The organism is Tardiphaga sp. 285_C5_N1_2 (assembly GCF_052076065.1).
Lineage (GTDB): Bacteria > Pseudomonadota > Alphaproteobacteria > Rhizobiales > Xanthobacteraceae > Tardiphaga > Tardiphaga robiniae.
Genome location: NZ_CP197241.1, coordinates 4,812,924 through 4,838,105 on the forward strand (window position 1 = coordinate 4,812,924; position 25,182 = coordinate 4,838,105).

The 25,182-nt window shown below is 61.8% G+C and carries 26 protein-coding genes; 17 read left to right on the forward strand and 9 right to left on the reverse strand.

Going from position 1 to position 25,182, the window contains the following annotated elements:
* Positions 1 to 230: 230 nt before the first annotated feature.
* The 3 genes from ggt to AB7951_RS22790 form a co-directional block, all read right to left on the reverse strand.
* Positions 231 to 1,808 carry a gamma-glutamyltransferase gene (ggt, locus tag AB7951_RS22780; RefSeq protein WP_441256047.1) on the reverse strand — a complete coding sequence of 526 codons (1,578 nt, stop codon included), beginning with the start codon at positions 1,806 to 1,808 and terminating at the stop codon, positions 231 to 233.
* 219 nt (positions 1,809 to 2,027) lie between these two features.
* Positions 2,028 to 3,041 carry an NAD(P)H-dependent flavin oxidoreductase gene (locus tag AB7951_RS22785; RefSeq protein WP_439062250.1) on the reverse strand — a complete coding sequence of 338 codons (1,014 nt, stop codon included), beginning with the start codon at positions 3,039 to 3,041 and terminating at the stop codon, positions 2,028 to 2,030.
* An 88-nt stretch (positions 3,042 to 3,129) separates the two neighbouring features.
* Complete coding sequence (locus AB7951_RS22790) at positions 3,130 to 3,264, reverse strand: hypothetical protein (protein WP_420882318.1); 135 nt, start codon at positions 3,262 to 3,264, stop codon at positions 3,130 to 3,132.
* A gap of 179 nt (positions 3,265 to 3,443) precedes the next feature.
* Between AB7951_RS22790 and AB7951_RS22795 the strand changes: the two genes are divergently transcribed.
* Positions 3,444 to 3,866, forward strand: a complete 423-nt coding sequence (locus AB7951_RS22795; RefSeq protein WP_184513628.1) for a hypothetical protein — start codon at positions 3,444 to 3,446, stop codon at positions 3,864 to 3,866.
* 10 nt (positions 3,867 to 3,876) lie between these two features.
* Here AB7951_RS22795 and AB7951_RS22800 read toward each other — a convergent pair whose 3' ends face one another.
* Entirely contained in the window at positions 3,877 to 5,088 is a 1,212-nt protein-coding gene (locus AB7951_RS22800) for a glycosyltransferase (RefSeq protein ID WP_093759432.1), read from the reverse strand.
* A 264-nt stretch (positions 5,089 to 5,352) separates the two neighbouring features.
* Here AB7951_RS22800 and AB7951_RS22805 point away from each other — a divergent pair, with 264 nt between their 5' ends.
* The 8 genes from AB7951_RS22805 (at position 5,353) to AB7951_RS22840 (ending at position 13,887) form a co-directional block, all read left to right on the forward strand.
* A complete protein-coding gene (locus AB7951_RS22805) occupies positions 5,353 to 6,291 on the forward strand; it encodes a LysR family transcriptional regulator (protein WP_068733475.1) in 939 nt (312 codons plus the stop codon).
* Between the two features lie 104 nt (positions 6,292 to 6,395).
* A complete protein-coding gene (locus AB7951_RS22810; RefSeq protein WP_439062249.1) occupies positions 6,396 to 7,286 on the forward strand; it encodes a shikimate dehydrogenase in 891 nt (296 codons plus the stop codon).
* Between the two features lie 60 nt (positions 7,287 to 7,346).
* Positions 7,347 to 8,489: an ABC transporter substrate-binding protein gene (locus AB7951_RS22815; protein WP_089262041.1), complete on the forward strand. Its 1,143-nt coding sequence runs from the start codon at positions 7,347 to 7,349 to the stop codon at positions 8,487 to 8,489.
* 183 nt (positions 8,490 to 8,672) lie between these two features.
* Positions 8,673 to 9,548, forward strand: coding sequence for a branched-chain amino acid ABC transporter permease (locus AB7951_RS22820; protein ID WP_093759434.1), 876 nt, complete (start codon positions 8,673 to 8,675; stop codon positions 9,546 to 9,548).
* A complete protein-coding gene (locus tag AB7951_RS22825; RefSeq protein ID WP_089262043.1) occupies positions 9,545 to 10,540 on the forward strand; it encodes a branched-chain amino acid ABC transporter permease in 996 nt (331 codons plus the stop codon). Before AB7951_RS22820 ends, AB7951_RS22825 begins: the two co-directional genes overlap by 4 nt.
* Positions 10,537 to 11,280 (forward strand): ABC transporter ATP-binding protein, encoded by a 744-nt coding sequence (locus AB7951_RS22830; protein WP_439057239.1) that lies wholly within the window; start codon positions 10,537 to 10,539, stop codon positions 11,278 to 11,280. The genes AB7951_RS22825 and AB7951_RS22830 overlap by 4 nt, the downstream gene beginning before the upstream one ends.
* Before the next feature lie 10 nt (positions 11,281 to 11,290).
* A complete protein-coding gene (locus AB7951_RS22835) occupies positions 11,291 to 12,031 on the forward strand; it encodes an ABC transporter ATP-binding protein (RefSeq protein WP_184513622.1) in 741 nt (246 codons plus the stop codon).
* Positions 12,028 to 13,887, forward strand: a complete 1,860-nt coding sequence (locus AB7951_RS22840) for a bifunctional sugar phosphate isomerase/epimerase/4-hydroxyphenylpyruvate dioxygenase family protein (RefSeq protein ID WP_439062248.1) — start codon at positions 12,028 to 12,030, stop codon at positions 13,885 to 13,887. Before AB7951_RS22835 ends, AB7951_RS22840 begins: the two co-directional genes overlap by 4 nt.
* A gap of 15 nt (positions 13,888 to 13,902) precedes the next feature.
* On the opposite strand, the gene AB7951_RS22845 is transcribed toward AB7951_RS22840, so the two are convergent.
* The 3 genes from AB7951_RS22845 to mnmA are packed head-to-tail and all read right to left on the reverse strand — an operon-like array spanning position 13,903 to position 16,178.
* Complete coding sequence (locus tag AB7951_RS22845) at positions 13,903 to 14,274, reverse strand: hypothetical protein (protein ID WP_439062247.1); 372 nt, start codon at positions 14,272 to 14,274, stop codon at positions 13,903 to 13,905.
* A gap of 51 nt (positions 14,275 to 14,325) precedes the next feature.
* Complete coding sequence (locus AB7951_RS22850; RefSeq protein ID WP_089262053.1) at positions 14,326 to 14,964, reverse strand: class I SAM-dependent methyltransferase; 639 nt, start codon at positions 14,962 to 14,964, stop codon at positions 14,326 to 14,328.
* A 17-nt stretch (positions 14,965 to 14,981) separates the two neighbouring features.
* On the reverse strand, positions 14,982 to 16,178 hold the full coding sequence (gene mnmA / locus AB7951_RS22855) for a tRNA 2-thiouridine(34) synthase MnmA (RefSeq protein WP_439062706.1): 1,197 nt from the start codon (positions 16,176 to 16,178) through the stop codon (positions 14,982 to 14,984).
* Positions 16,179 to 16,498: 320 nt separating this feature from the next.
* Here mnmA and AB7951_RS22860 point away from each other — a divergent pair, with 320 nt between their 5' ends.
* From AB7951_RS22860 to flbD, 8 genes are all read left to right on the forward strand, one after another.
* Positions 16,499 to 18,022 (forward strand): flagellar hook-length control protein FliK, encoded by a 1,524-nt coding sequence (locus AB7951_RS22860; protein WP_439062246.1) that lies wholly within the window; start codon positions 16,499 to 16,501, stop codon positions 18,020 to 18,022.
* A 10-nt stretch (positions 18,023 to 18,032) separates the two neighbouring features.
* Positions 18,033 to 18,749, forward strand: coding sequence for a flagellar hook assembly protein FlgD (locus AB7951_RS22865; protein ID WP_439062245.1), 717 nt, complete (start codon positions 18,033 to 18,035; stop codon positions 18,747 to 18,749).
* A 146-nt stretch (positions 18,750 to 18,895) separates the two neighbouring features.
* Entirely contained in the window at positions 18,896 to 19,171 is a 276-nt protein-coding gene (gene sciP / locus AB7951_RS22870) for a CtrA inhibitor SciP (RefSeq protein ID WP_002714638.1), read from the forward strand.
* 171 nt (positions 19,172 to 19,342) lie between these two features.
* Positions 19,343 to 20,956 carry a flagellar basal-body MS-ring/collar protein FliF gene (gene fliF / locus AB7951_RS22875; RefSeq protein WP_089263612.1) on the forward strand — a complete coding sequence of 538 codons (1,614 nt, stop codon included), beginning with the start codon at positions 19,343 to 19,345 and terminating at the stop codon, positions 20,954 to 20,956.
* Positions 20,957 to 20,961: 5 nt separating this feature from the next.
* Complete coding sequence (fliG, locus tag AB7951_RS22880; RefSeq protein WP_089262059.1) at positions 20,962 to 22,053, forward strand: flagellar motor switch protein FliG; 1,092 nt, start codon at positions 20,962 to 20,964, stop codon at positions 22,051 to 22,053.
* Positions 22,053 to 22,673 (forward strand): FliH/SctL family protein, encoded by a 621-nt coding sequence (locus tag AB7951_RS22885; RefSeq protein WP_093759440.1) that lies wholly within the window; start codon positions 22,053 to 22,055, stop codon positions 22,671 to 22,673. Before fliG ends, AB7951_RS22885 begins: the two co-directional genes overlap by 1 nt.
* A gap of 21 nt (positions 22,674 to 22,694) precedes the next feature.
* Positions 22,695 to 23,039: a flagellar motor switch protein FliN gene (fliN, locus tag AB7951_RS22890; RefSeq protein ID WP_089262063.1), complete on the forward strand. Its 345-nt coding sequence runs from the start codon at positions 22,695 to 22,697 to the stop codon at positions 23,037 to 23,039.
* A gap of 53 nt (positions 23,040 to 23,092) precedes the next feature.
* Positions 23,093 to 24,478 carry a sigma-54-dependent transcriptional regulator FlbD gene (gene flbD / locus AB7951_RS22895; RefSeq protein WP_439062244.1) on the forward strand — a complete coding sequence of 462 codons (1,386 nt, stop codon included), beginning with the start codon at positions 23,093 to 23,095 and terminating at the stop codon, positions 24,476 to 24,478.
* Here the strand turns inward: flbD and AB7951_RS22900 are convergent, their stop codons facing one another.
* Both AB7951_RS22900 and AB7951_RS22905 read right to left on the reverse strand, forming a co-directional pair.
* Positions 24,479 to 24,661, reverse strand: a complete 183-nt coding sequence (locus AB7951_RS22900; RefSeq protein WP_093759441.1) for a hypothetical protein — start codon at positions 24,659 to 24,661, stop codon at positions 24,479 to 24,481.
* Complete coding sequence (locus tag AB7951_RS22905; RefSeq protein ID WP_158596755.1) at positions 24,658 to 25,044, reverse strand: DUF4345 domain-containing protein; 387 nt, start codon at positions 25,042 to 25,044, stop codon at positions 24,658 to 24,660. The genes AB7951_RS22900 and AB7951_RS22905 overlap by 4 nt, the downstream gene beginning before the upstream one ends.
* Between the last annotated feature and the right edge of the window lie 138 nt (positions 25,045 to 25,182).

A 25,182-nucleotide genomic window follows, 5' to 3' on the forward strand; every position in this document is an offset into this window, starting at 1 on the left:
TTCTCCCCGAAGCACCCGATACCGCCAAAGTCTGAAATTTTCATCGGCGAACTCGGTCAAAATCTAACTGAGTTAACCGGCAGTTACCAATCGCACGCTTGTCCGCCAGGCGCAGAGCCTCTTCCGCTGGATGCAGAGAATTCGAGCTTATCGGTAGAAGACTGGCGAACTCCGGACCAGTCACGGCGCGATGGGACCTGAAATTCGCCATCGCGCCTTGTCCTGATCGATCAGAAGCCGAGTGCGAGGCCGTCCTTGCGGTGGTCCGAGGCGCCGAGCAGCACGCCACGCTCGTAATCGATCTGGATGGCCTGGCAGCCACCGATGCCGGTATCCATCATCTGCAGCGTATGGCCGCGGGCGGCCAGATCGTTGCGCACCGCTTCCGGGATGGTCTTTTCAAGCTGCAGCAGGTTGTTGGTCGCGAACGAGCGCGGCGCCTCGGCAGCGGCCTGGATGTCCATCTTGCGGTCGATCACATCGGATATGAACTGGGCATGGCCGGTGGCCTGATAATGGCCGCCCATCACGCCAAACGGCATGACCGCGCGACCGTTCTTCATCAGCATGCCCGGGATGATCGTGTGCATCGGCCGCTTGCGCGGGCCAAGCGAATTCACATGGCCGGGCTTGGCGCGGAAACTCCAGCCGCGGTGATGCAGCAGCACGCCAGACTTCTTCGCATAGATGCCGCTACCGAACGGGCCGAACAGCGAATTGATCAGTGACACGGCGTTGAGATCGCGGTCGACCACGGTCAGATAGACGGTGTCCTTGTGGATGACCGAGTCCCAATGCTCTTCCGGCGAAGCGTGCTTCATGTCGATCTTGGCGCGAAGGTCACCGATAAATTTGTCCGACAGGAAGCGCTCGACATCGACCTGGCCATAGGCCGGATCGCAGAAATACGCATCGCGCGTGCGATAGGCCGCCTTGGTCGCCTCGGCGAGCACATGGATGCGGTCGGCCTCGCTCAGATTGGCCATGTCGTAGCCGGCCAGCACGCGCAGGATCATCAGTGCGGCGAGTCCCTGGCCGTTTGGCGGGCATTCGGCGACATCATAGCCCTGATGATTGGCCGAGATCGGCGTCACATAGTCGGAGCGCTGCTCATTGAAATCATCGGCCTCGTGCACGCCGCCAACGGCACGCAGCGTGGTGATGATGTCGTCGGCCACCTGGCCTTGGTAGAAGCCGTTACGGCCCTCGCGCGCGACCCGGCGCAGCGTGGCAGCGAGCGCCGGCTGGACGCGCTTGTCGCCGATCGCGGGGGCATGGCCGCCCGGCAGGTACTGCGCGGTCGCGTCGGGATGCAGTTCCAGCTTGCGGCGCCATTTGGCCCAGTCGGCGGACACGCGCGGCGTGATGAGGAAGCCGTTCTCGGCCGCATCGATGGCTGCGGCAAACACGTCGGCCAGCGGCTTCGAGCCGTGATCCTTGCTGAGTGTGCACCAGGCATCGATGGCGCCGGGCACGGTGACGGTCTCGACACAGGTCTCGGGAATGTCGCGGGCGCCGGACGCCGCATATTTCTCGGAATCGATCTTGGCCGGCGTACGGCCGGAGCCGTTCAGCGCGATCGGCGCGCCGCCTTTCGGCGAATAGAGGGCGAAACAATCGCCGCCGATGCCAGTCATCGCGGGATCGGCCACGCATTGCACGGCGACCGCCGCCAGCGCCGCATCGATGGCATTGCCGCCTGATTTCAGCATCTCCACCGCGGCCAGCGTCGCCAACGGATGCGAGGTTGCGGCCATCCCGTGCTCGGCAACGGCGACGGAACGGGCAACGGCCATGAAATCACGCATGAGAGTCCTCTATCGGTACGAAGCCGCCTGGCGCAGATCGCGCGATGAGGCGGGAGAGATGCGGTCGAGCGCCGGGCAGATCGGCCCCCAGGCGCGCGGGGATGGCGTGTGGTTTAGCGTGTGAATCGGCAGTGCGGTAGCCGTTATGACAACAATGAGACTGGCAGCCGCTACCGCGAATACGATATCGCGCCGCAACCCAGCCGTGCATCTGACTAGCTAGCTCCCGACTGAACGGCGCGGCGCTGAGCGCGCAGTCTCATATTCATCGCGCGTGCGGGCGACCAGCGTCGCTACGGGCTCGATTGCAGCAACACCAGAGACAGAGTGGCCTGCGCTCCAGACGTCGCGCCATCGCTTGACCCCGGACGTCGCCTGCCGGCCATAGAGCGCATCGGCGCGTTCTTTGGTCATGTCCGTCGGCAGATCTTTCGGATCAAGGCCCGCGGCGACAATCGAGGGAACCAGCGTATTGGTTTCCAGGCCGGTGAAAGCCCGTGACAGCAGGACATCGTCGAGCTCGGACGTGACGAGCATCCGCTTGTACTCGTCCACCGCCATGCTCTCCTTGGTGGCAATGAACTTGGTGCCCATATAGCTGAGATCACAGCCGAGCACCTCGGCGGCAAACACCGCCTGCCCGTCCGACACACCGCCGGCCAGCACGACCGGCCCCTCCCAGAACGAGCGAACCGCACGCACAAACGAAAAACCGTTGACCCAGCCGGTCTGCCCGCCGGCACCCGCCGTTAGCAAGACGAGCCCATCGACTCCCGCTGCAATGGCTTTCTTCGCATGCCGGATCGAAGCGACATCGGCAAACACCATACAGCCTGCCTCATGCAGCGGACCGACGACCGCATCCGGCGGTCCGACGCTGGTGATCACCATCTCGCAGCCATGCCGGATCACCGTCGCCAGATCATCCTGCAAGCTCTCGCGACGAATGATGAGATTCGGACAGAACGGCGCGTCGTCCGGCCCGAGCGCGCCGAGAATGCGCGCTATCCAGCCATCGAGTTCATCATCGGTTCGACAATTGGCCGTCGGAAACGAACCGATCGCGCCAGCCTTGCACGCGGCAATGACGAGTTCCGGGCCTGACACGCGAAACATCGGCGCTGCGACCAAAGGCACCGACAGCCGCGGCCGAATTGTTTCCGCAAACCGCGCGGCACTCGCTTTGCCGCTGAGGTCGTCGATCCCGTGGCGGTCGCCCGAAGACAGCGGCATCTTTTTCCATCCCTCTCATTTTTCGGGAGGATAGCCGGAATTCCCCGGTGACCGCTATAAGCCGGGCGGAATGTCCGGCATGACGCGGCTACTCCGCGGGCGATGCCACCGCCTGCTCATGCACCTGGCCCTTTTCGTCCTTCTTGCGGCTCGGAAACAGGCGCCGCACCAGCACGTAAAGCACCGGCACGAAGAAGACGCCGAGCACGGTCGCGGTGACCATACCGCCCGCGACGCCGATGCCGATGGCATTCTGGCTCGCCGAACCTGCGCGGGCGGCAGCACGCCGAGAACAAAGGCCGCCTGATCACGCATCCGATTTCTTAACCGATTGATCACCATAATCGGCCAAGCTGCGCCATTGCGCGGCATGCCGCCGCGCGCGCTTGGACCGGATACGGCATGTTCCAGATGTTCCTGCGGGCTCGTGCCCAGAACTATCTTCGCAGCCTTGTCGGCGAGCGTGAGTTCAGGGCGCGTTCGGCTGAACGCGATGCCGAAACTGATCGCGAGCGGCTGGATTACGTCCTTTCGGCCCTCGATAGCGCACTCAGCAATGCCGAAGCCGAGCAGGCCGGCCTCACCCGCCGCGTCGACGATGTGCTGGCGCGCGCGGCTGTAACCTTCGGCAATGGGGACGATGAGTATCTGACCCGGGAGAAGCTCGACAGCGATCACCTAGACCTGTTCGAGACCGAAATTTCAAACGGCCAGCGCCGGTTGCGCGACCTTGCTGTCAGCATCTCGCACTTCAAGTTCCTGAAGACCGCCATGCTGTCGCGGTTTCCGGATTACAGAGGCCCCGCGTCGCGGGCGTCATCGTAACGGCAGATGCCTATTCGCTTCGGGCGGAATCCTTGGCATCGCTCCAACGCCGCTTGAAGCCCGCCGCATCCGGCGAACTGCCATCGCGATTGCGCCGCCGCTCACCGCTGAATGTCCGCATGTGGTCGTTCACAAATGACATCAGTTCGTTGCGGAAACGCTCAGCCGAGAATTTCTCGGCCTGCATCCGGCAGTCAGCACGCGAAAATGAGCTTTCATTCGCTACAAAGGCACGGACGCATTCCGCAATCGCCTTCGGCTCGTTGGAATCGAAAAACATGCCGGTGCGCAATTCCGGAGAGGCAGAGACCGTCTCGCGCGCGCCGCCGCGGCCGAACGCCAGAACCGGCGCACCTTCGGATTCCGCTTCGACAACGATGATCCCGAAGTCTTCCTCGGCGGCAAAGACGAAGGCACGCGCCGTCGCCATCAATTCGCGCAGCTTCTCATCACTGACGAAGCCGACGAATGTCACGTTCGGGCCGGCGATTGCCTTCAGCCGCTCCGCATCCGGCCCGTCGCCTGCAACGATCAGCTTCTGATCCGGCAGTTCGGCAAAGGCCTGGATCACGGCTTCGATCTTCTTGTAGGGCACCAGACGGCTTGCCGCGAGGAAGTGGTCCCCGGTGGGCAGATCGGGCGGCAGCTTTGACATGGTCACCGGCGGATAGATGACCTTGGCGTCGCGGCCATAGACCTTCTTGATCCGCTTGGCGACGAAATTGGAGTTCGCCAGCATGGCGTCTGGCCCATGGGCCGTGCGTACGTCCCAGATCCGGATCCGGTGCAGCAGCGCCCGTGCCAACGCGCTCTTGATGCCAGCGGTGTAACCGCTTTCATTCAGATAAGCGTGCTGCAGATCCCACGCATAACGCATCGGCGAATGCACATAGGACACGTGAAGCTGGTTCGGGCCGGTGATCACGCCCTTGGCTACCGCATAACTGCTGGAAATAACCAGATCATAGCCCGACAGATCGAACTGCTCGATCGCGATCGGCATGAGTGGCAAATATGACCGATGACGTTTGCGGATGAACGGCATCTTCTGCAAGAAGCTGGTACGCGCCTTCTTGAAGCCAATCTTGGCGCGATCTTCCGGCGTCAGCACATCGAACAGCGTGAACACATCCGCTTCCGGATAGCATTGCAATATCTCGCGCAGCACCTGCTCGGCACCGCCCAGCGTGTAGAGCCAATCGTGGACGACAGCGACGCGCATAGGACCTCAACGGCGGAAACGACGAATGTGGGCTGACCTGAAAATAGACCAATGCGCCCCTTCTACAATCCACTCCTACAACTTGCGTTAATTCGATTGCGAACTGTCGGTAAAAATTGAATCAATTCAGATGTGTTCTGATAATCTCTGGGGAAGATGCTCCCCGGTTCGCAGGACGCGGTCGGCACCATATCCATCCAGGGCAGAAGAGCGCGCATTCTGGCGCACCATCCGCGCCGTTCAGCATAACGAGAGTTTTTGCGCATGATGACGTTACGCCAGGTTGAAGTGATCCGCGCCGTCATGGTGACGGGCACCATTGGCGGCGCGGCCAAACTCCTGAATGTGTCCGCGCCCGGCATCAGCCGCCTGGTCAAATACACCGAGAAGTCGCTCGGCATCCGCTTCTTCCAGCGCCAGAACGGACGCTACTTCCCGACGCCTGAAGCGCAGAATATTTTCGAGCAGATCAACGGTGTTTACAAGAAAGTCGACGATCTCACCGAGATCATCTCGAAGATCGGCCACGGAACACTGTCGGAATTGCGCATCGGATCGGTTCCCAGTATCTCGCAGGTGATGGTGCCACGTGCCATCGAGCAGGTGCGGCGGCGTTATCCCGGTCTGCGGATCGACATCAACATTCTCAAGCTTGAGGAGGCGATCGACTATCTGCTGCTCGGTCGCGGCGACTGCGTCGCCATGAGCTATCGGCTCGAACATCCCGGGCTCGACTTCATGCCGCTGGCGTCCGGCGAATTGTTCTGCATCGTGCCGGAGGGACACGAACTCGCAGGTCGCAAGCAGGTGTCGGCCAAGGAGATCATCCGGTATCCCCTCATCGGCATCGACCCCAACGACCCCTACGGTCGGATCATGGCCGAGATCTTCGCCCGCAATAAACTCAAATACGACATCACCATCCGGGCGAGATTTGGCACCACGGTCTGCGCCCTGGTGAAGGCAGGATTGGGCATCGCGGTCATCGACCAGTTCACGGTGGCCCATGGCGGCTATCCCGGCGTCGAGGTGATCCGCATCGTCGAGCCGACCCGGTTCGATACCTATGTCGCCGTGAAACGCGGCGCGCCGCTGTCACTGCATATCGAGCATTTTATCGACTGCCTGCGCACCGAGATGCGCGCAGTCGGCTCTCACAAAATTGCCGCAGCAAAGCCGGCCTCGCGCGTCCGTAAAAAATAACATCATGTTATGTTTGTTGTATAACAGGGTAATTGTGTTAGATCGCCGCCGCGCTATCTTCTGTCCTGTTTCTGATGATGATTGACAGTATTGGCCATCCGTTCATGACCTCTTCGACGCCCCATACCCCGGCGACGGGCCAACGTTTCCTCACCGGCCTGCTCGGCGCGCCGATCGCGCATTCAGCGTCACCGGCGATGCACGAGCGGGCCGCCGAGGCCATGGGCGCCCGCTGTCACTATCAGCTGATCGAAATCGCCGGTGCCGACCGCGGCGATTTGCGCGCCGTTCTGGACGGCGTCCGTCGCCTCGGTTTTGCCGGCATAAACGTGACCTTCCCCTATAAGGAAGCCGTGGTCGATCTGCTCGACGAGCTCTCGCCCGGGGCCGAGGCCATCGGCGCCGTCAACACGGTCGTGGTCCGCGACGGCAGGCTGACTGGCCACAACACCGACACCACGGGCTTTGCACGGGCCGCCAGGCAACTGGTCGCCAATTCCAACCACGGCCCGGTCGCGGTCATCGGCACCGGCGGCGTCGGCAAGGCCATCGCCTTTGCGCTGGCTGATCTCGGCGTTTCCGAGATCAGGATCTTCGATACGGACGCGGCCAAGGCCCGGCATCTCGTTTCGCTGCTCCATAACAAGCAAAGCATCCGCGTGGCGGACAGCGTCGATGACGCCGTTCGCGGCGCGGTCGGCATCGTCAACGGCACACCGATCGGCATGTTGCCCAACCGCGGCACGCCAGTGCCCGATGCGCTGCTGCATGCGGAAGCGTGGGTTGCGGATGCCGTGTATTCCCCGCTGTGGACGCCGCTGCTCAACGCGGCCAAGGCAAAAGGCGCGCCGGTCATGACCGGCCGCGATCTGGCGATCTACCAAGCCGCCGATGCCTTTGAGTTGTTTACAGGATTTGCGCCTTCACCGACTGAAATGGGAATTGCTTTCGACGCCGTCATGGTCAAAAGGTACCCGACACCAAACGCAGCCTGAATGAAGCGGCCGCTCATAAGGCCGCGCCCACAAACACAACAATAGCAACAGGAGGATTCCATGAAGCCAGTGTTTTTGGCGAGCGCCCTGCTCGCGACTGTATTGACCGGTGCTGCCATCGCGCAGTCCGGAGCCCCTATTAAACTCGCCAATGTTGCCGAGCTCTCGGGCGGCGGCGCCACCGTCGGCACCAACTGGAAGAACGGCATCGATCTCGCGATCGAAGAAATCAATTCCAAGGGCGGTGTACTCGGCCGCAAGCTGGAAGTGACCCATGCAGACTCGCAGTCCAACCCCGGTGTCGCCCGCGCCCAGGTTCAGAAGGCACTGGACGCCGAGCCTTATGTGCTGCTCGGGCCCGGCTATTCCGGTTCGGTGAAGGTCACCGCGCCGCTCGCCGCCGAAGCCGGCATCGCACAAATCATGGGCGGCGAAGCCGCTGAACTCACGACAACCGGCAACAAGTTTCTGTTCCGGACGTCGTTTGGCCAGCAGTCGTCCATGCCCAAGGTCGCCAAATACATCAATGACGAATTGAAGGCGAAGTCGGTCGCCATCGTTTGGGTTAACAATGACTTCGGCAAAGGCGGGCGCGATTCCATCAGCAAGGAATTCGCCAAGTACAATATCAAAGTCGCGGCCGATCTCTCCACCGAAGCCGGCCAGGCCGACTTCGCGGCCGATGTCAGCAAGATCAAGTCGGCAGCGCCGGATGCAGTCTTTGTTTACGTCAACGAAGAAGAGAGCGCGCGCATACTCAAGGAGTTGAAACGCCAGGGCATCACTGTGCCGCTGGTCGGCGAAACCACGCTGGTCGGACAGAAGGTCGTAGAACTCGCCGGCGACGCGGCCAATGGCGCGCGCGGCCATGTCGGCCTCACCACCGACGCGCCGGTCGAACTGATCAAGGCGTTCCGCGACAAGTTCGTGAAGAAGTACAACTACGTCCCAGACCATAACGGCCTCAAGGGCTGGCTCGCGATCTACATGATCAAGGCCACCACCGAGAAGATGGGCAAGGTCGATTCCAAGGGCTTCGCCGATGCCCTGCACGGCTTCACAATCACCGCCGCCAAGGAGCCGGGCATCCTGATGGACGCGACCTTCGACGCCAATGGCGACATCGATAGACAGGGTTTCCTCGTCGAGATCGTCGAGGGCAAGCAGGTCGTCAAGCAGGTGCTGCCAAAGCTCGGCAACTGAGGCCTCGCGTACTTAACCTCTCCCCGCTTGCGGGGAGAGGTCGGAGCCAAGCGGAAGCGAGGCTTCGGGTGAGGGGGAGCGAGTGTTTTACTTGCAAGAACCCCTCACCCCAGCCCTCTCCCCGCAAGCGGGGCGAGGGAGCGCGCGGCCGGTGCTTTAGCTGCCGGCCATTTGGAGAACCACATGTCCAACCTTCTCGATCTCCTCATCGCAGGTCTTGCCACCGGGGCGATCTACGCGATCGTCGCCGTCGGCTTCACGCTGCTGTGGCAGACCTCACAGACCATCAATTTCGCGCAGGGCGAATTCGTCATGCTGCCGGCCTTCCTGATGCTGGCGGTGATGCATGCCGGTGCACCGTTCTGGCTGGCGATCCTGATTGGCATCGCGCTGTCGCTGCTGCTGCTGGGCCTCGGCTTCAAAATGTTGCTGGTCGATCCAATGCTGCGCCATGGCGTGCTACCGCTGGCGATTGCGACCATGGCCCTGGCGATCGGCATCAAGGAAGCCGCCAAGCAATTCTGGAGTGCCGAAGCCTCGCCATTTCCATCGATCATCCCGGGCGGTGATGTCACGATTTTCGGCCGCGTCGTCGCCCTGCAGAGCATTGGCGTGCTGGTGCTGGCGATTCTCGCCGTGCTCGGCCTGACAACGCTGCTGAACCGCACCTCCATCGGTCACCAGATGCAGGCCGCCGCACAGAACCCGACCGTCGCGCGCATCATCGGCGTGCCCGTTGAACGCATGATCCTGCTGACCTTCCTCATCAACGCGTTTCTGGTCGCGCTGGCCTCGCTCCTCATCACGCCGATCTATCTCGCTAAATTCTCCAACGGCGAAGTGCTTGGCCAGGCCGCATTCATCGCCGCCATTGTCGGCGGTTTCAATCAGGTCCGCGGCGCCATTGCCGGCGGCCTGCTGATCGGCGTCGTTGACAATCTGTCAGCCGCCTATGTCTCCACCCAGTATCGCGCCGCCGTGCCATTGGTTCTGCTGATCGCGATCATTCTGTTTCGGCCACAGGGCATGCTTGGCCGGCCTGAGGAGCGCACCGTATGACCGCGGCGAAGACCCTCAAGATCGGCTTCGGCATCGTTGTCATTGCCGCGCTGATCATCGTTCCGATGAATTTCAATCGCTACGGCCTGTTCATCCTGAGCCAGTGGGCCGTGATGACCATCGCCGCCATGGGGCTTAACCTCACGCTCGGCTATGCCGGGCAGGTTTCGCTGGCGCAGGGCGCCTTTGTCGGCATCGGCGCTTATACGGCTGCGATCATGACATCGAATGGTCTGCCGCTCATCGGAGCGCTCGGCGTTGCCATCGTGCTGTGCTTCGCCATCGGCTGGATTCTCGGTTACCCCGCGCTCCGCGTACAGCATCACTATCTGGCTTTTGTCACCCTCGCATTTTCGACGCTCGCTTTTCTCGTGTTTCGGAACGAGGACTGGCTGACCAAGGGCATCTACGGCATCAGCAACATCCCTCGCCCGGAGATTTTCGGCTATCCGACGCGGCGGCCGTTGCCGTTCTATTATGTCTGTCTGGGATCGCTCGGCATCGTCTCACTGGCCGTCTGGTGGCTGATCCGCTCGCCCTGGGGCCGCGCTTTCATTGCGCTGCGCGAAAATCCCGTTCGTGCGCTCTCGCTCGGCATCGACACAAGGCGCTATACGCTGATGGCCTTTGCGATCGGCTCCGCACTCGGCGGTGTTGCCGGTACGCTCTATGCGCCGTTGACCCAATATGTCGATCCCGTACCGTTCCACCTGTCGCTGTCGCTCGATCTCTTGATGATGGTGATCGTCGGCGGCTCCGGCTTCTTCTTCGGGCCGTTCCTTGGCGCGATGATCGCCGTGCTGCTGCCTGAATGGCTGCGCTTCACGCAGGGCTACTATCTGATGCTCTATGCCATCGCGGTGATCCTGCTGCTAATCTACTCACCCACCGGCATTCTCGGCATTCTCGATCGTTACATCTCCGAACGCCGCACCAAGGCAGCCTCCGCATTGCGTGCGGTCGCCAAAGCGAAACTGGAAACGGCGCCATGACCGCGGTTCTCGAAGTCAGCAATATCCGCAAGAGCTTTGGCGGCATCACCGCCGTCAACGGCGTCTCGTTCGATGTGCAGGAAGGCGAAATCCTCGGCCTGATCGGCCCGAACGGTTGCGGCAAGTCCACTTTGTTCAACTGCATCCTCGGCCAGCTCACGCCAAGCGCCGGCGAAGTGAAGGTCGACGGCAAGGTGGTCACCGGCATGCGGCCGTCAGAGCTGAACGGCCTCGGTGTCAGCCGCACGTTTCAATTGCTGCAGGTATTCCCGAAGCTGTCGGTGCGCGAAAACCTGATCCTTGCCGGTCAGGAGCACCAGGGTAACATGTTCTCGCGCCTGCTCGGCCCATCCGATGCCGGACTGACCGAGGCGGCCAACCAGATGATCGGCTTCTTCAAGCTCGACCATCTCGCCGACGAGCCCGCCGGCGGCCTCTCTTATGGCCAGCAGAAACTGCTCGATGCCGCGATGGCCTTCATGGGCGGACCGCGCCTCGTGCTGCTCGACGAGCCTGCCGGCGGCGTCAACCTGACCATGCTCGCGGATCTCAAGGATCGCCTCGCGGCGATCAACCGGGAGAAGCGCGCCACTTTCGTTGTCATCGAGCACAACATGGAATTCGTGATGTCGCTCTGCACACGCGTGATGGTGATGGCCGAAGGCAAGGTTCTTGCGGTGGGGCGACCGGACGAAATCCGCGCCAATCCTGCCGTGATCGAAGCCTATCTGGGACATTGAGGATAGTGCCATGAGCGATGCAATCCTGGACGTTCAGAACCTTGTCGGCGGCTACGGCAAGATGACGATCTTGAATGGCACCACCTTCTCGGTGCCGGCTGGGTCGATCACCACCGTCATCGGGCCAAACGGCGCCGGCAAGTCCACGGTGTTCAAGGCGATCTTCGGTCTGCTGAAGCTGCGCGAAGGCAAAGTCGTATTCAAGGGCAAGGACGTCACCGGTCTCAGCCAGCGCGCACTGCTGACGGCAGGCATCTGCTATGTCCCGCAGGGCCGCAACATCTTCCCGGAACTCACGGTCCGTCACAATATCGAACTCGGTGCCGTCGCTGCCGGTCGTGACATCACCGATCTGCCGGCCCGTATCGAGGCCGCTCTCGACAAATTCCCCGTACTGCGTACCAAAGCCAAGCAACAGGCTTCCACTCTATCCGGAGGCGAGCAGAAACAGCTCGAAATCGCTCGCGGCCTGCTGCTCAATCCGCAACTGGTGCTGATCGATGAACCTTCCATTGGGCTGTCGCCGCTGATGGTGCTGCAGACCTTCAACATCCTGAAGGAGCTGCGTAACCGCGGTGTCTCGATCCTGATGATCGAGCAGAACGCACGCTCGGCACTGGAGATTTCCGATTTCGGCATCGTGCTCGAACTCGGCCAGACCCGCTTGATGGACAAAGCCGACCGTGTGCTCAACGATCCGCGCATCGGACAGTTGTTCCTCGGCGGCGCCATGACGGAGACCGCGGCATGAACAAGCTCTCGATCGCTACCGTCTCGCTATCAGGCGCACTGGATGAGAAACTCCGCGCCATCGCTGCTGCCGGCTTCGACGAGGTCGAGATCTTTGAAGCGGACCTTCTGTCCTTCAATGGAAGCCCGCGGGATGTCGGCCAGATGTGCCGCGACCTCGGCTTGACCATCTGCGCTTTCCAGCCCTTCCGCGACTTCGAGGGCATGCCGGAGCCGCAGCGCAGTCGCAATTTCGCGCGCGCGGCGCGCAAGTTCGACCTGATGAAAGAGTTGCAGACGGATTTGATGCTGATCTGCAGCAACATCTCGCCGGCCTCGCTTGGCGGTATCGACCGAGCCGCAGCGGATTTCCATGAGCTTGGGGACCTCGCCGCGCAGCATGTCATGCGTGTCGGCTTCGAGGCGCTCGCATGGGGCGCTCATGTCAACGACTATCGCGATGCCTGGGAGATCGTGCGCCGCGCCAATCACCCGTCCATCGGCGTGATCCTCGATAGTTTCCATGCACTGGCTCCGGCATTTCCCGTCAGCGCCATCGCATCGATCCCGGCGGACAAGATCTTTCTGGTGCAACTCGCCGACGCGCCGAAGCTGGGCCTCGATGTCTTGTCCTGGAGCCGGCATTTTCGCTGCTTTCCCGGTCAGGGCGACCTGCCCGTGGCTGAGTTCATGGAAGCGGTGCAAGCCACCGGCTATAGCGGCGCGTGGTCCCTCGAGATTTTCAACGACCAGTTCCGCGCGGGCTCTGCCGTTCGCACAGCCACTGACGGATTGCGCTCACTGATCCTGTTGCAGGATCAACTGGCAAAGACACCGGCCGACGCCCTGCAGCCAAAGACATCCACCCGCGGCGTCGGCTTCATCGAATTCGCCGTCAATGAGACCAAGGCGACAGACCTTGCGACGCTGCTCAGCCAACTTGGCTTTCACAAGACTGGCGCCCATCGCAGCAAGGACGTCGAACGCTGGTCGCAAGGCGCCATCGAACTCGTGATCAATTCAGAGCCGGACGGTTTCGCGCATTCGCATTACGTAACGCATGGCCCCGGCGTGTGCGCCATCGCACTGGACGTCGGCAATACCAAGCAGGCCATGGCGCGCGCGGAAGCATTGCAGGCGCGGACATTCTATCAGCCGGTCGGACCGGGCGAACTGGAAATTCCGGCGATCCACGGCGTCGGCGGAAGTCTTCTCTATTTCCTGGAAGCGGCCGGCAAGAACTGGGACGTAGATTTCGAGCCGCTGCAGAGCAATGCCGGTACAGACCATCTCTCCGTCGTCGATCACATCTCGCAATCGATGCCCTATGACGAGATGCTGTCCTGGCTGCTGTTCTACACCGGCATTCTCGACCTGCAGCGCCTGCCGCAAATGGAAATTCCCGACCCGGTCGGCCTCGTGCAAAGCCAGGCGCTGATATCAGCCAATCAGTCGCTGCGCATCATCCTGAACGGATCATCCGCAACGCGCACGCTGTCGAACCGCTTCATCTCGGAGTTCTTCGGTTCCGGCGTGCAACATATCGCGTTCTTGTGCGACGATATCTTTGCAGCCGTGGCCGATATGCGCAAACGCGGCGCCAAATTCCTGCGTATTCCCGACAATTATTACGATGACGTGGAAGCCAAATATGGGCTCGATGCCGAGCTGATGGCTGCGCTGCGCGACAACCAGATCCTGTATGATCGCGAAGGCGACGGAGAATTCTTCCAGATCTACACGCCGAGCTTCGATGAGCGCTTCTTCTTCGAGATTGTCGAGCGCCGCAACTATCAGGGATTTGGTGCGGCCAATGCAGGCATCCGGCTCGCCGCGCAAACGCGTGACGCGCGGCCTGTGTCCGTGCCGCGCGCCTGACGAACTCGTTAAGGCTTACTTCGGCCGAACGCTTTGATCGCCACCGGGACTGCCGGGCGGGGGAATCACCGGCGTATTGCTACTATCTGAATTCGGCGCGCGTGCCCGCATCGCGGGATCGACATTGCTCGGCGGGCAAAGGACACCATCTGATTTCGCGAGCTTATCGCCCAACGGCTCCGGGCTCTGGCCGGTCGTCGTACCGCTCGGAGCAATCGTCCCCTGTGGGGTCGTTTGTGTGGGTGCACAATTGGCATTTGTGCGCTCTGCCGATGGCGGCGCGGTCTGTGCGGGAGGCGTGGCAGGCGTCGGCGGCGCCTGCGCGAAGGTGGCGCTGGAACCGGCGATGACTAGACCTGCGATGACGAGCGACTGTTTGATCTGCAGCCGGAGCCAACCGCGGGAGCGAATGGAGGTTCCGGCCTCGCGCTGCAACAGTCAGGATTTAATGTAGCGGATCAGCGAAAAATGCCCCATCGGCGGCATCGGCCGGCGCTCGGCCAGCGTGATCCCGCCATGGACCGTTGCCCAGTCCACCAGCCGCTTCCACGGAAATTCCGGTCGCCAGCCGAGCCGGCGCGCCAGCGGCGCAAAGGCCAGCTCGAATATCTTGCGCGGACCGCTTTCGGCGCCGATGTGATTGACGAGAATGAGTTCGCCGCCTGGTTTCAGAACGCGGATGAAATCGTCCAGCGTCGCTTCCGGATCGGGTACGGCAGTGATGACATATTGCGCCACGACGGCATCGAAATGATTGTCGGGGAATGCGAGATTCTTCGCATCCATAACCGCCAGCGTTTCGACATTGGTGAGGTTGTGGGTGCGGACGCGCTCATGCGCCTTGCGCAGCATCGGCTCGGAAATATCGACGCCGCAAATCTTCGTGGTGCGGGCGTAATCGACCAGCGACAGACCTGTGCCGACACCGACATCAAGGATGCGACCGCCGATGCGATCGGCCTCGATGATGGTCGATTGCCGACCGCTATCGAACACCTTACCAAAAACGAGATCGTAAATCGGCGCCCAGCGCCCGTAAGCCTTCGCGACCCCCGCGCGGTCGATATCGCCAGCCATGCCCCTACCCTGAACTCTTACACACGCATTGCTGCGACGGCAGGGACACTAGCATCGCGGGGGGAGGTGCTGACAGGGCTTTTCGCCGCAGCGCTCTTGATGAAGCCGCCGCCGAGCACGCGGGCCTGCCCGTCCGGCGCGTCGTAGAACACACAGGCCTGACCGGGCGACACGCCCTCTTCGCCGCCGACCAGTTCGATCTCGTAGCCGCCATTCACGGCGCGCAGCCAGGCCGGCTGTGGTCCACGGGTCGAGCGCACCTTGACGAACAGTTCGAGACCACTGCCCACGGCGCTATCGAGCGTCCCGCCGCCGATCCAGTTGACGTCGCGCAGCACAATGCGGTGCATCCGCAAGGCCTCGCGCGGGCCGACGACCACGCGCCGGGTGACGGCATCGAGCTTGATCACATAGAGCGGCGCGCTCGCTGCAATACCGAGGCCGCGGCGCTGGCCGATGGTGAAATGGATAATGCCATCGTGGCGGCCGATGACATGGCCATCCATATCGACGATCTCGCCCGGTTCAAGCGCATTCGGCTTCAGACGCTCGATCACGTCGGTGTAGCGGCCAGACGGCACGAAGCAGATGTCCTGGCTGTCCTGCTTGTCGGCGACCGACAGATCGAACTGCCGGGCCAGTTCGCGGGTCTGCGGCTTGCTCATGTCGCCGAGCGGAAAGCGGAGATAATCGAGCTGTTCCTGCGTAGTCGCGAACAGGAAATAGCTCTGGTCGCGATCGGCATCGGCAGCGCAGACCATGGCACGCGAGCCGTCAGCAAGGCGGCGTGAGGCCACGTAGTGCCCGGTCGCCAGTGCCTGCGCGCCGAGATCGCGCGCGGTCGCCAGCAGGTCGCGGAACTTGACCGAACGATTGCATTCGATGCACGGCACCGGCGTTTCGCCGGAGGCATAGCTCGCGGCGAAATTGTCGATGACGGACTCGCGGAACCGGCTTTCGTAATCCAGCACATAATGCGGGATCCCGATCCGCTCGGCGACGTCGCGGGCATCATGGATGTCACGGCCGGCGCAGCAGGCGCCCTTGCGATGGGTGGCGGCGCCGTGATCATAGAGTTGTAGCGTAATACCGACGACGTCGTAGCCCTGCGACTTCAACAGCGCAGCCGTCGCCGAGGAGTCGACGCCGCCGGACATGGCGACCACGACCCTGGTGTCCTGCGGACGGCCTTCGAGATCGAGACTGTTGAGCATGGTTTCGGTCACTGATGCGACCGCGCTGGCTGCAAACCGTCGCGATCAGGAAAACGGAGCCAAATCCCGGAACTTAAGGTCGGTCCGACAATGGGTTGGGATATGGCACTTTAATATAGGCCGCCTTGCGCTCAATCAATCACGGCGCCTCGCCGGAAACGGCAATTCTTGCCGCCGGGCAGAAAAGATAATGCCGCGACGGTCCCCACGGAGGTTTCACCCGAATTACAACATACTGATTTATATGAATATTTTTATAAAACGAGAGGTGGCCCGGTCCTTGCTGAAAGGAGGATAGAACTCTTCTGGAAAGGCCGCCCGTGGTTAGCGTCACGTCCGATATCGTCTCAAACGTCTCGTTTCAGAACGCACGATCGAATTCGTCCCGCGACGATCAGCGGTCGGATGCCGACAGCTTCGGCTCGCTGGTCGACAGCAACACCGTTGCCAGCGCCAATAGCGACCGCGCCGCGGCAGCCCAGCCTGATCTGCCAGCACCCGCACGGCGCGACGACACCCGCTCCTCAAGCAATGACCGCACACGGCAGGCCGACGATCGCGCCGACGACGTGGCTGCCAATGCACGTGACCGCGACATCCAGGCAGCCGATGCCGCGCAGGACTCCCGCAAGGCGAAGAAGAGCGACCCGAGCGACACGAAGGCCGATTCCAAGGCCGACGCGAAGACGGGCGACAAGACCGACACCAAGGACGCCTCGTCCAAGGATACCGACAAGACCGCGACGACCGATGTCGATGCAACGGGCTCAACCGAGAAGCCCGTCGCGGTCGCCGCCGTCGCCGTTGCGATCCCCGTGCCCGTGGCCACGACCGATGTTGCAGTGGCTCCAACAGCGCCCGAAACCACCGGCGTTGCACAGCCTCTCGCCATCGCTGCAACCGTTTTGAAAGCCCAGACGGCAGTGACTGAAGCTGCAACGGTTGACGCCGAAGCGGCGCCTGCATCGACGGCCCCGGAAGCCGAAGCGAATTTCGCGGCACTTATCGCATCCGCGACACCCGCGGGCGGCAAAGCCGGCGCGAAGAAGACCAGCGCAGCCGATGCCGCAACGGCATCAACGGCTGAGGTCAAATCAGAAGACAAGACCAAGACCACCGAGACGACGTCCGCGCAGCCAGCCGACGCGGCCGCAACGTCGACCGTCGGCAAGGATGCCAAGCCGGGCGACAAACTCGTCGATGGCGTAGCAACCGACGCGACCACTGTTGCACCGGAAGCTGCAAAGCCTGCGGCTGGCGCTGCCCATGAGCGTCGCACCGAACACACCGCTCAGGCTGCAGTGCCGGATGTGACTGCGCCGACCACCAATAGCTTGCAGCAGCAGCCGTTGCAGACCGCACCGACGCCGATTGCAGCTGCGACCCCGCAACTGACCGCCACGATTGCGACCAATGCGCCAGTGCCTTTGAATGGCGTCGCTGTCGAGATCGCCCAGAACGCCAAATCGGGCAAGAGCAGCTTCGACATCCGGCTCGACCCTGCTGAGCTTGGCCGTATCGATGTCCGCCTCGAAGTCGACAAGCATGGCAATGTCACCTCGCATCTCACCGTCGAGAAGCCGGAAACCCTGACCATGTTGCGCCAGGATGCACCGCAACTGCAGCGCGCACTCGAACAGGCCGGCCTCAAGACTAACGACAGCGGACTACAATTCAGCCTGCGCGATCAGTCGCAAGGCCAGCAACAGAACAGTGGCGAGAATTCGGGCCGCAACGCCCAGCGCCTTGTGATCCACGAAGACGAGTCCGTGCCTGCGATCGCTGCGGGCCGCGGTTATGGCCGCATGCTGGGATCCAGCAGCGGCGTCGACATCAGTATTTGAGGAGCGAACCATGGCAGTTGACGCAACGACTCCACCCCCTGTCGTATCCGGTACCACGCCGGTATCGAACTCGAGCAGCAGCTCCGGCTCGACGACGACCGGCATTGCGGATAATTTTCAGACGTTCCTGACACTGCTGACGACGCAGCTGCAGAATCAGAACCCGCTCGATCCGCTCGATACCAACCAGTTCACGCAGCAGCTGGTGCAGTTCGCGGGCGTCGAACAGCAGCTCAAGTCGAACGATCAGTTGAAAGCCCTGGTCGATCTTGGCAAAGCTACAGAAGCGACGCAGGCGCTCATCTATGTCGGCAACAACGTCGCTGTCGATGGCAGCACGGCGCAATTCAAGACGTCGGCGACATGGAATCTGCTCGCCGACAAAGACTCTACAGCCACCGTCAACATTACGAATTCAGCTGGTAACGTTGTCTACACCGGCAAGTATACGTTGAAGTCCGGCAACGGCACTTTCGTATGGGATGGCAAAGGCAATGACGGCGTTCAGTATCCCGAAGGAGCCTATACGCTGACGGCAACGGGCAAGGACGACAACGGTCGCGACGTCGCCATCTCCACGGAAGTCCAGGGCGTTGTCGATTCCGTCGATCTGTCAGCGAGCCCCGCCCTGCTCTCGATCAACGGCGCCAACTATACCGTCGACAAGATCAAGCGTGTGGTGCGTCCGACGACGCCGACGACGCCGCCAACCACACAGACAACCTGACGCTGCGCCGCATCATCTCCTCGTGACGATTATTTCGAACCAAATCCAGTTCTATTCGCATTGGAGTTGTAGGCTTAGGCAAATTTTAAGTCGCTGGGCGTAGATTGTTGAAGTGAGTTCAGTGGTTGAGAGTTTGTGAGTACGCCATGACAGAACCCCATCGCCCGAGGGTCAAATACGTCATCGGGCCTGACGGCAGTCCGCTAACAATTGCGGATCTGCCCGCGCCCGGAACCAAACGGTGGGTCATCCGCCGCAAAGCCGAAGTCGTCGCCGCCGTCCGCGGTGGCCTTCTGTCTCTTGAGGAAGCCTGCAGCCGCTATACGCTGACAGTCGACGAATTCCTCTCCTGGCAGTTCTCGATCGACCAGCACGGTCTGGCAGGACTGCGGACCACCCGCATCCAGCAGTATCGTCAGTAAACGAATCGTTAATATCTCCAATTCGATGAAAACCGGCTCCCTCATGGGAAGCCGGTTTTCGTCATTTGGCCATATTTTTGCCACCCGTTAACCGCCGTTAACCATATCGAAACCATACCCCGGCAAAATTTGCCCAGTCGGTCTTTGAGGCCGAATCTCAGGGGCTGGTTCGTGCAGAGTCTTCTAAGTTTCCTTAAAGGTCTCGGCGCGGCGCGCCTGATGGCGATGGTTGCGGTGACGGCCGCGCTCATCGGCTTCTTTGCTTTCGTCATCATGCGGGTCACCACGCCGCAGATGACCACCCTGTTCACGGACCTGAGCGTCGAGGACTCCTCGGCGATCATCAAGGACCTGGAACGTCAGGCTATCCCCTATGAGCTGAAGAACGACGGTGCCGCCATCATGGTGCCGAAGGACAAGGTGACCCGCCTGCGCATGAAGCTGGCCGAAGGCGGCCTGCCCAAGGGTGGCGGCGTCGGCTACGAGATCTTCGACAAGTCCGACGCTCTCGGAACAACAAGTTTTGTCCAAAATATCAATCACTTGCGCGCTCTCGAAGGCGAATTGGCGCGAACCATCCGGGCGATCGACCGGGTACAGTTCGCCCGCGTTCACCTCGTCCTGCCGGAACGTCCCCTGTTCTCCCGCGAAGCTCCCGAGCCTTCGGCCTCGATCGTCGTCCGCGTCCGCGGCGCCCTCGACCCGCAGCAGGTCCGGGCGATCCGCCATGTCGTCGCCTCGGCCGTCAACGGCCTGAAGCCGGCCCGGGTTTCGATCGTCGACGAAGCCGGACAGCTGCTCGCCGACGGCGCCGCTGACGCGACCATGGAAGGCGCCACCGGCGACGAACGCCGCGCCGGCTTCGAAAAGCGGATGCGGAGCCAGGTCGAAGCGATCGTTTCCTCGGTGGTGGGCGCAGGCCGGGCCCGGGTCCAGCTCACAGCCGACTTCGACTACAACAAGGTCACGCAGACCTCCGACAAATTCGACCCGGAAGGCCGGGTCTTGCGCTCCAGCCAGAGCCGCGAGGAATCCTCCGCCGTCGGCGAGCGGGATGGCCAAGTCACCGTCAACAACGAACTGCCGGGCAATCAGGCGGCCGGCAACACGGGGACGGCGAAGGATCAAAGCAAGAAGTCGGAAGAAACCAACAATTACGAAATCTCCCGCGTCACCAAGACCGAAGTTACCGAAGCAGGCCGTGTCAATCGCATCTCGGTCGCGGTACTGGTCGACGGCAGCTATAGCAAGAACGAGAAGGGCGAGCAGGTCTACGCCCAACGCCCCAAGGAAGAACTCGATCGCATCGCAGCGCTGGTCCGTTCGGCCATTGGCTTTGACCAGAAGCGCGGCGATCAGGTCGAGGTCGTCAACCTGAAATTCGCCGAGGGCCCAACTGTCGTTCCGACGCCGGAGCCGACCGGTCTGCTTGGCATGATGCAATTCACCAAGGATGACGTGATGCACGTCATCGAACTCGCGGTCATGATGCTGCTCGGTCTGGTCGTGATGTTCATGGTCATCCGCCCGCTGGTCCGCCGCGTCCTCGCCTCTGAGCCCGTGCCGGCGCTCCCTGCAGCCAACGCTCTCGTTCTTCCCGACGGTGTCGCTCTCAGCGCTGACGGACAGACCGTCATTCCCGCCAGCGGCCCTAACATGATCGACGTCGCCACCATCCAGGGTCAGGTCCACGCGCAATCCGTGCATCGCGTGGGCGAACTGGCCGATCGTAACCCCAACGAAACCGCAGCCATTGTTCGCGCATGGCTGCAGGAACCGGCGTGATCTGAATGGCATCCGTTCCGCAAACCACCGGCGACAACAGCAGCGACATCGCCAGCGTCGTCGCTTCGCTCGCACAGCGCCAGGGCGGCCGTGCGCCCGCGAAGCCGCTCAGCGGCCCGAAGCGTGCAGCCATCCTGATGCTGGCGCTGGGCGAACAGTATGGCGGCAAGGTGTGGGCGCAGCTCGACGACGACGAAGTGCGTGAGCTTTCACTTCACATGTCGTCGCTCGGCACCATCGAGCCGGAGACTGTCGAAGATCTGCTGCTCGAATTCGTGTCACGGATGTCCGCCTCCGGCGCCCTGATGGGCACTTTCGATGCCACCGAGCGTCTGCTGACCCAGTATCTGCCGTCCGAGCGCGTCAGCGGTATCATGGAAGAAATCCGCGGCCCCGCCGGCCGCAACATGTGGGAAAAACTCTCCAACGTGCAGGAAGAGGTTCTCGCGAACTACCTGAAGAACGAATATCCGCAGACCGTCGCCGTGGTGCTGTCGAAGCTGAAGCCGGAGCATGCAGCGCGCGTGCTCGGCATCCTGCCCGAGGATCTCGCGCTCGACGTCATCAACCGCATGCTCAAGATGGAAGCGGTGCAGAAAGAAGTCATCGAGCGCGTGGAACAGACGCTGCGCGTCGAATTCATGTCGAACCTCTCGCAGACCCGTCGTCGCGACGCGCACGAAGTCATGGCGGAAATCTTCAATAACTTCGACCGCCAGACCGAAACGCGATTCATCACCTCGCTGGAAGAAGACAATCGCGAGGCGGCCGAGCGCATCAAGGCGCTGATGTTTACCTTCGACGACCTCATCAAGCTCGATGCCGGCTCGGCACAGACCCTGATGCGCAGCATCGACAAGGACAAGCTGGGTATCGCACTGAAGAGCGCCAACGAGGAAGTTCGCGCCTTCTTCATGGGCAATATGTCGTCCCGCGCCGCCAAGATGCTGACCGACGATATGGCCGCGCTCGGCCCGGTCCGCCTGCGCGACGTCGACGAAGCACAGGCGCTGCTCGTCAATCTCGCCAAGGATCTCGCGGCCAAGGGCGAAATCGTGCTGACCAAGAACCGCGCCGACGACGAGCTGGTGTATTGATGGCGGCTCCTGCAAAATTTCTGTTCGATATGGACTTCGCAGCGCCCGACAAGACGCGTGCGCCCGCGATTACGCCGGCCGAGATCGCAGAGAAGGTCGCCAACGCCGAAGCCCAGGCCTATCGCGCAGGCTTCGATGCGGCCCAGCGCGAAGCCAAGGCCGAAAGCGACCGTCGCGCCGCCTTGGCGCTGGAACAGATCGGCGTTGCGATCTCCTCGATCTCGTCGCGCTTCGGGGCCATCGAAGAAAAGATGGAAACCGAAGCTGTCGATGTAGCGGTGTCGGTGGCACGCAAACTCTGCAGTGAATTGATCGCCGTTGAGCCGCTCACCGAAGTCATGGCCCTGGTCCACGACTGTTTCAAGAATCTGGTGTCGACGCCGCATCTCGTGGTGCGCATCAACGACCAGCTCTATGACGAAGCACGCGAACGCATTGAGAAACAGGCCAAACAAAGCGGCTTCGCCGGTCGCCTCGTCATCCTCGCCGAGCCGGATATCGAGAACGGCGACTGCAAAATCGAATGGGCGGATGGCGGCGTCGTGCTCGAACGCGCAACCATCGACGCCAAGATCAACGAACTCGTCGGACGCTACATGGCGTCGCGCAATCAGGCCTGACAGGGCTGTGAGGACTAGAATATGAGCGATCCACAGGTGCCGCTTCCCGATCTCAATGCCACCGATCCCGGCGCAATGGGGGACGTGGGCTATGCTGACGAAGAACAGGTCACGCGTATTGCCGCCGATCTCGAAGCGGTTTTCGACGTTCCAGTCCAGGTCTCGGCCGTGCTCGGCCGCTCCAAGATGGGTGTGGGCGAATTGCTGAAGCTCGGGCCCGGCACCGTGCTCGAACTCGACCGCCGCGTTGGCGAAGCGATCGACATCTACGTGAACAACCGCCTGGTGGCGCGCGGCGAAGTCGTTCTCGTCGAAGAAAAGCTCGGCGTCACCATGACTGAAATCATCAAGGCTGAACGCAGCTAATTCGGGACAAACGGCGCCTCAAGGGCGCGACCAGGATATAACAGGAGATCACCATGCGGCTTCTCATCGTTGGTACCCTCAAGGGCCAACTCACCACCGCCACCAAGATCGCCATGGATAACGGCGCCTCCGTGGTTCATGCCGAAAGCCACGATCAGGCGATGGGCGTGTTGCGCGGCGGCAAGGGCGCAGACCTCCTGCTGGTGGATGTCGCCCTCGACATCCGCGACCTCGTGATGCGGTTGGAAGCCGAACACATCCATGTGCCGATCGTCGCCTGCGGCATCACCACCGATGCCCGCGCCGCGGTCGCCGCGATCCATGCCGGCGCCAAAGAATACATCCCACTGCCGCCGGATCCGGAACTGATCGCCGCCGTTCTCGCTGCTGTCGCCAATGACAGCCGCGACCTGATCTATCGCGACGAGATGATGGGCAAGGTGGTCAAGCTGGCGCAGCAGATCGCCGGCTCCGATGCGTCGGTGATGATCACGGGCGAATCGGGCACCGGCAAGGAAGTGCTGGCGCGCTATGTCCATACCCGCTCCAACCGCGCCAAGAAGCCGTTCATATCAATCAACTGCGCTGCAATCCCCGAGCATCTCCTGGAGTCCGAACTGTTCGGCCACGAGAAGGGTGCCTTCACTGGCGCGATCGCACGCCGCATCGGCAAATTCGAGGAAGCCACCGGCGGCACACTCTTGCTGGACGAAATCTCCGAAATGGACGTCCGCCTGCAGTCGAAGCTGCTGCGCGCCATTCAAGAGCGCGTCATCGACCGCGTCGGCGGTACCAAGCCGGTGCCGGTGGACATTCGCATCATCGCAACCTCGAACCGCAACCTGTCCGACGCCGTACGCGAAGGCACGTTCCGCGAAGATCTGCTGTTCCGCCTCAACGTCGTGAACCTGAAGATCCCGCCGCTGCGCGATCGCCCGGCCGACATTCTCGAACTGGCGCAACATTTCGCCAAGAAATATGCCGACGCCAATGGCGTTCCGGTGCGTCCGATCTCCGCCGAGGCGCGGCGCGTGCTCACCGCCAATCGCTGGCAGGGCAACGTCCGTGAACTCGAAAACACGATCCACCGTTCGGTGCTGATGGCCAACGGCGACGAGATCGGCGCGGATGCCATCCTGACCCCGGATGGCGATCGTCTCGATCTCGCCAAGACGCCGCCGGCCGTGGCGCATGCAACCATGGCGGCAGAAACCGTGACCCGCGCACTGGTCGGCCGTACCGTAGCCGATGTCGAGCGCGATCTGATCCTTGAAACGCTGAAGCACTGCCTCGGCAACCGCACCCATGCGGCCAACATTCTTGGCATCTCGATCCGCACGCTGCGCAACAAGCTCAACGAATATGCCGATGGCGGGTTGCCGATCACACCGGCGGGAGCAGGCGCCGGCGACTATCGTGCTGCCATGGGCGCGATGTAATTACGCGAAGAACGACAACGACGCGCCCTGCGAATAGCTCGGCGCGTCCTGCTTGCGAAAAATCTTGATCGGATCGCCCGGCGTCAACTCCTGCCGGGTGAACATCGCATAGGCGTAGAGCGCGAGATAACCGATCGAAATCGCGCCGATCACATAGACGATCCCAATGCCGATCCGCTTCATGCGACCGCACCCCGCCGCACGAGATGGCGAAGCCACAGCCAGATCATCGGGACGACCACCAGTTCGCCGATCAGGCTGATCAGCAATCCCACGGTCGGAAAGCCATGACTGAGCACCGCTAGCAAACGCGCAGCCGCACCAAACACGAGAATGAAGGTTACGATCGAAATCCGCTCAAAGCGTTTTTCGATCTGCGGGATCGCCGACCAGTAGATCAGCCCGACCGCCACCAGCACGCCTTTGATGAAGCGCACATAGCCTTCCATCGTCACGCCGAGTCTAACGCCTGAGAGGCTGGTGCCGAACAGCACGCCGGTCAGGCCGAACAGGATGGCCACGAGGCCGACAATCGCCAGTGCGATCTGAAGCAGTCTGCGTTCCAAAATGGGCTCCCTGGGCTCAAGCAGCCTAATAACTGCGTCATGGAACGACAATGAGCAACCGGCCACGTTGGCGCACACAACTTGGGGGTCTCCGGCTTGCGTCAGACGCCTGAATGGTTAGCTTTCCCCGCTGAGTCG

Excerpts from the sequence above, each read along its gene's own strand:
- ggt (WP_441256047.1), bottom strand. The coding sequence starts at position 1,808 with ATGCGTGATTTCATGGCCGTTGCCCGTTCCGTCGCCGTTGCCGAGCAC.
- AB7951_RS22785 (WP_439062250.1), bottom strand. The coding sequence starts at position 3,041 with ATGCCGCTGTCTTCGGGCGACCGCCACGGGATCGACGACCTCAGCGGC.
- AB7951_RS22790 (WP_420882318.1), bottom strand. The coding sequence starts at position 3,264 with ATGGTCACCGCGACCGTGCTCGGCGTCTTCTTCGTGCCGGTGCTTTAC.
- AB7951_RS22795 (WP_184513628.1), top strand. The coding sequence starts at position 3,444 with ATGTTCCAGATGTTCCTGCGGGCTCGTGCCCAGAACTATCTTCGCAGC.
- AB7951_RS22800 (WP_093759432.1), bottom strand. The coding sequence starts at position 5,088 with ATGCGCGTCGCTGTCGTCCACGATTGGCTCTACACGCTGGGCGGTGCC.
- AB7951_RS22805 (WP_068733475.1), top strand. The coding sequence starts at position 5,353 with ATGATGACGTTACGCCAGGTTGAAGTGATCCGCGCCGTCATGGTGACG.
- AB7951_RS22810 (WP_439062249.1), top strand. The coding sequence starts at position 6,396 with ATGACCTCTTCGACGCCCCATACCCCGGCGACGGGCCAACGTTTCCTC.
- AB7951_RS22815 (WP_089262041.1), top strand. The coding sequence starts at position 7,347 with ATGAAGCCAGTGTTTTTGGCGAGCGCCCTGCTCGCGACTGTATTGACC.
- AB7951_RS22820 (WP_093759434.1), top strand. The coding sequence starts at position 8,673 with ATGTCCAACCTTCTCGATCTCCTCATCGCAGGTCTTGCCACCGGGGCG.
- AB7951_RS22825 (WP_089262043.1), top strand. The coding sequence starts at position 9,545 with ATGACCGCGGCGAAGACCCTCAAGATCGGCTTCGGCATCGTTGTCATT.
- AB7951_RS22830 (WP_439057239.1), top strand. The coding sequence starts at position 10,537 with ATGACCGCGGTTCTCGAAGTCAGCAATATCCGCAAGAGCTTTGGCGGC.
- AB7951_RS22835 (WP_184513622.1), top strand. The coding sequence starts at position 11,291 with ATGAGCGATGCAATCCTGGACGTTCAGAACCTTGTCGGCGGCTACGGC.
- AB7951_RS22840 (WP_439062248.1), top strand. The coding sequence starts at position 12,028 with ATGAACAAGCTCTCGATCGCTACCGTCTCGCTATCAGGCGCACTGGAT.
- AB7951_RS22850 (WP_089262053.1), bottom strand. The coding sequence starts at position 14,964 with ATGGCTGGCGATATCGACCGCGCGGGGGTCGCGAAGGCTTACGGGCGC.
- mnmA (WP_439062706.1), bottom strand. The coding sequence starts at position 16,178 with ATGCTCAACAGTCTCGATCTCGAAGGCCGTCCGCAGGACACCAGGGTC.
- AB7951_RS22865 (WP_439062245.1), top strand. The coding sequence starts at position 18,033 with ATGGCAGTTGACGCAACGACTCCACCCCCTGTCGTATCCGGTACCACG.
- sciP (WP_002714638.1), top strand. The coding sequence starts at position 18,896 with ATGACAGAACCCCATCGCCCGAGGGTCAAATACGTCATCGGGCCTGAC.
- fliG (WP_089262059.1), top strand. The coding sequence starts at position 20,962 with ATGGCATCCGTTCCGCAAACCACCGGCGACAACAGCAGCGACATCGCC.
- AB7951_RS22885 (WP_093759440.1), top strand. The coding sequence starts at position 22,053 with ATGGCGGCTCCTGCAAAATTTCTGTTCGATATGGACTTCGCAGCGCCC.
- fliN (WP_089262063.1), top strand. The coding sequence starts at position 22,695 with ATGAGCGATCCACAGGTGCCGCTTCCCGATCTCAATGCCACCGATCCC.
- flbD (WP_439062244.1), top strand. The coding sequence starts at position 23,093 with ATGCGGCTTCTCATCGTTGGTACCCTCAAGGGCCAACTCACCACCGCC.
- AB7951_RS22900 (WP_093759441.1), bottom strand. The coding sequence starts at position 24,661 with ATGAAGCGGATCGGCATTGGGATCGTCTATGTGATCGGCGCGATTTCG.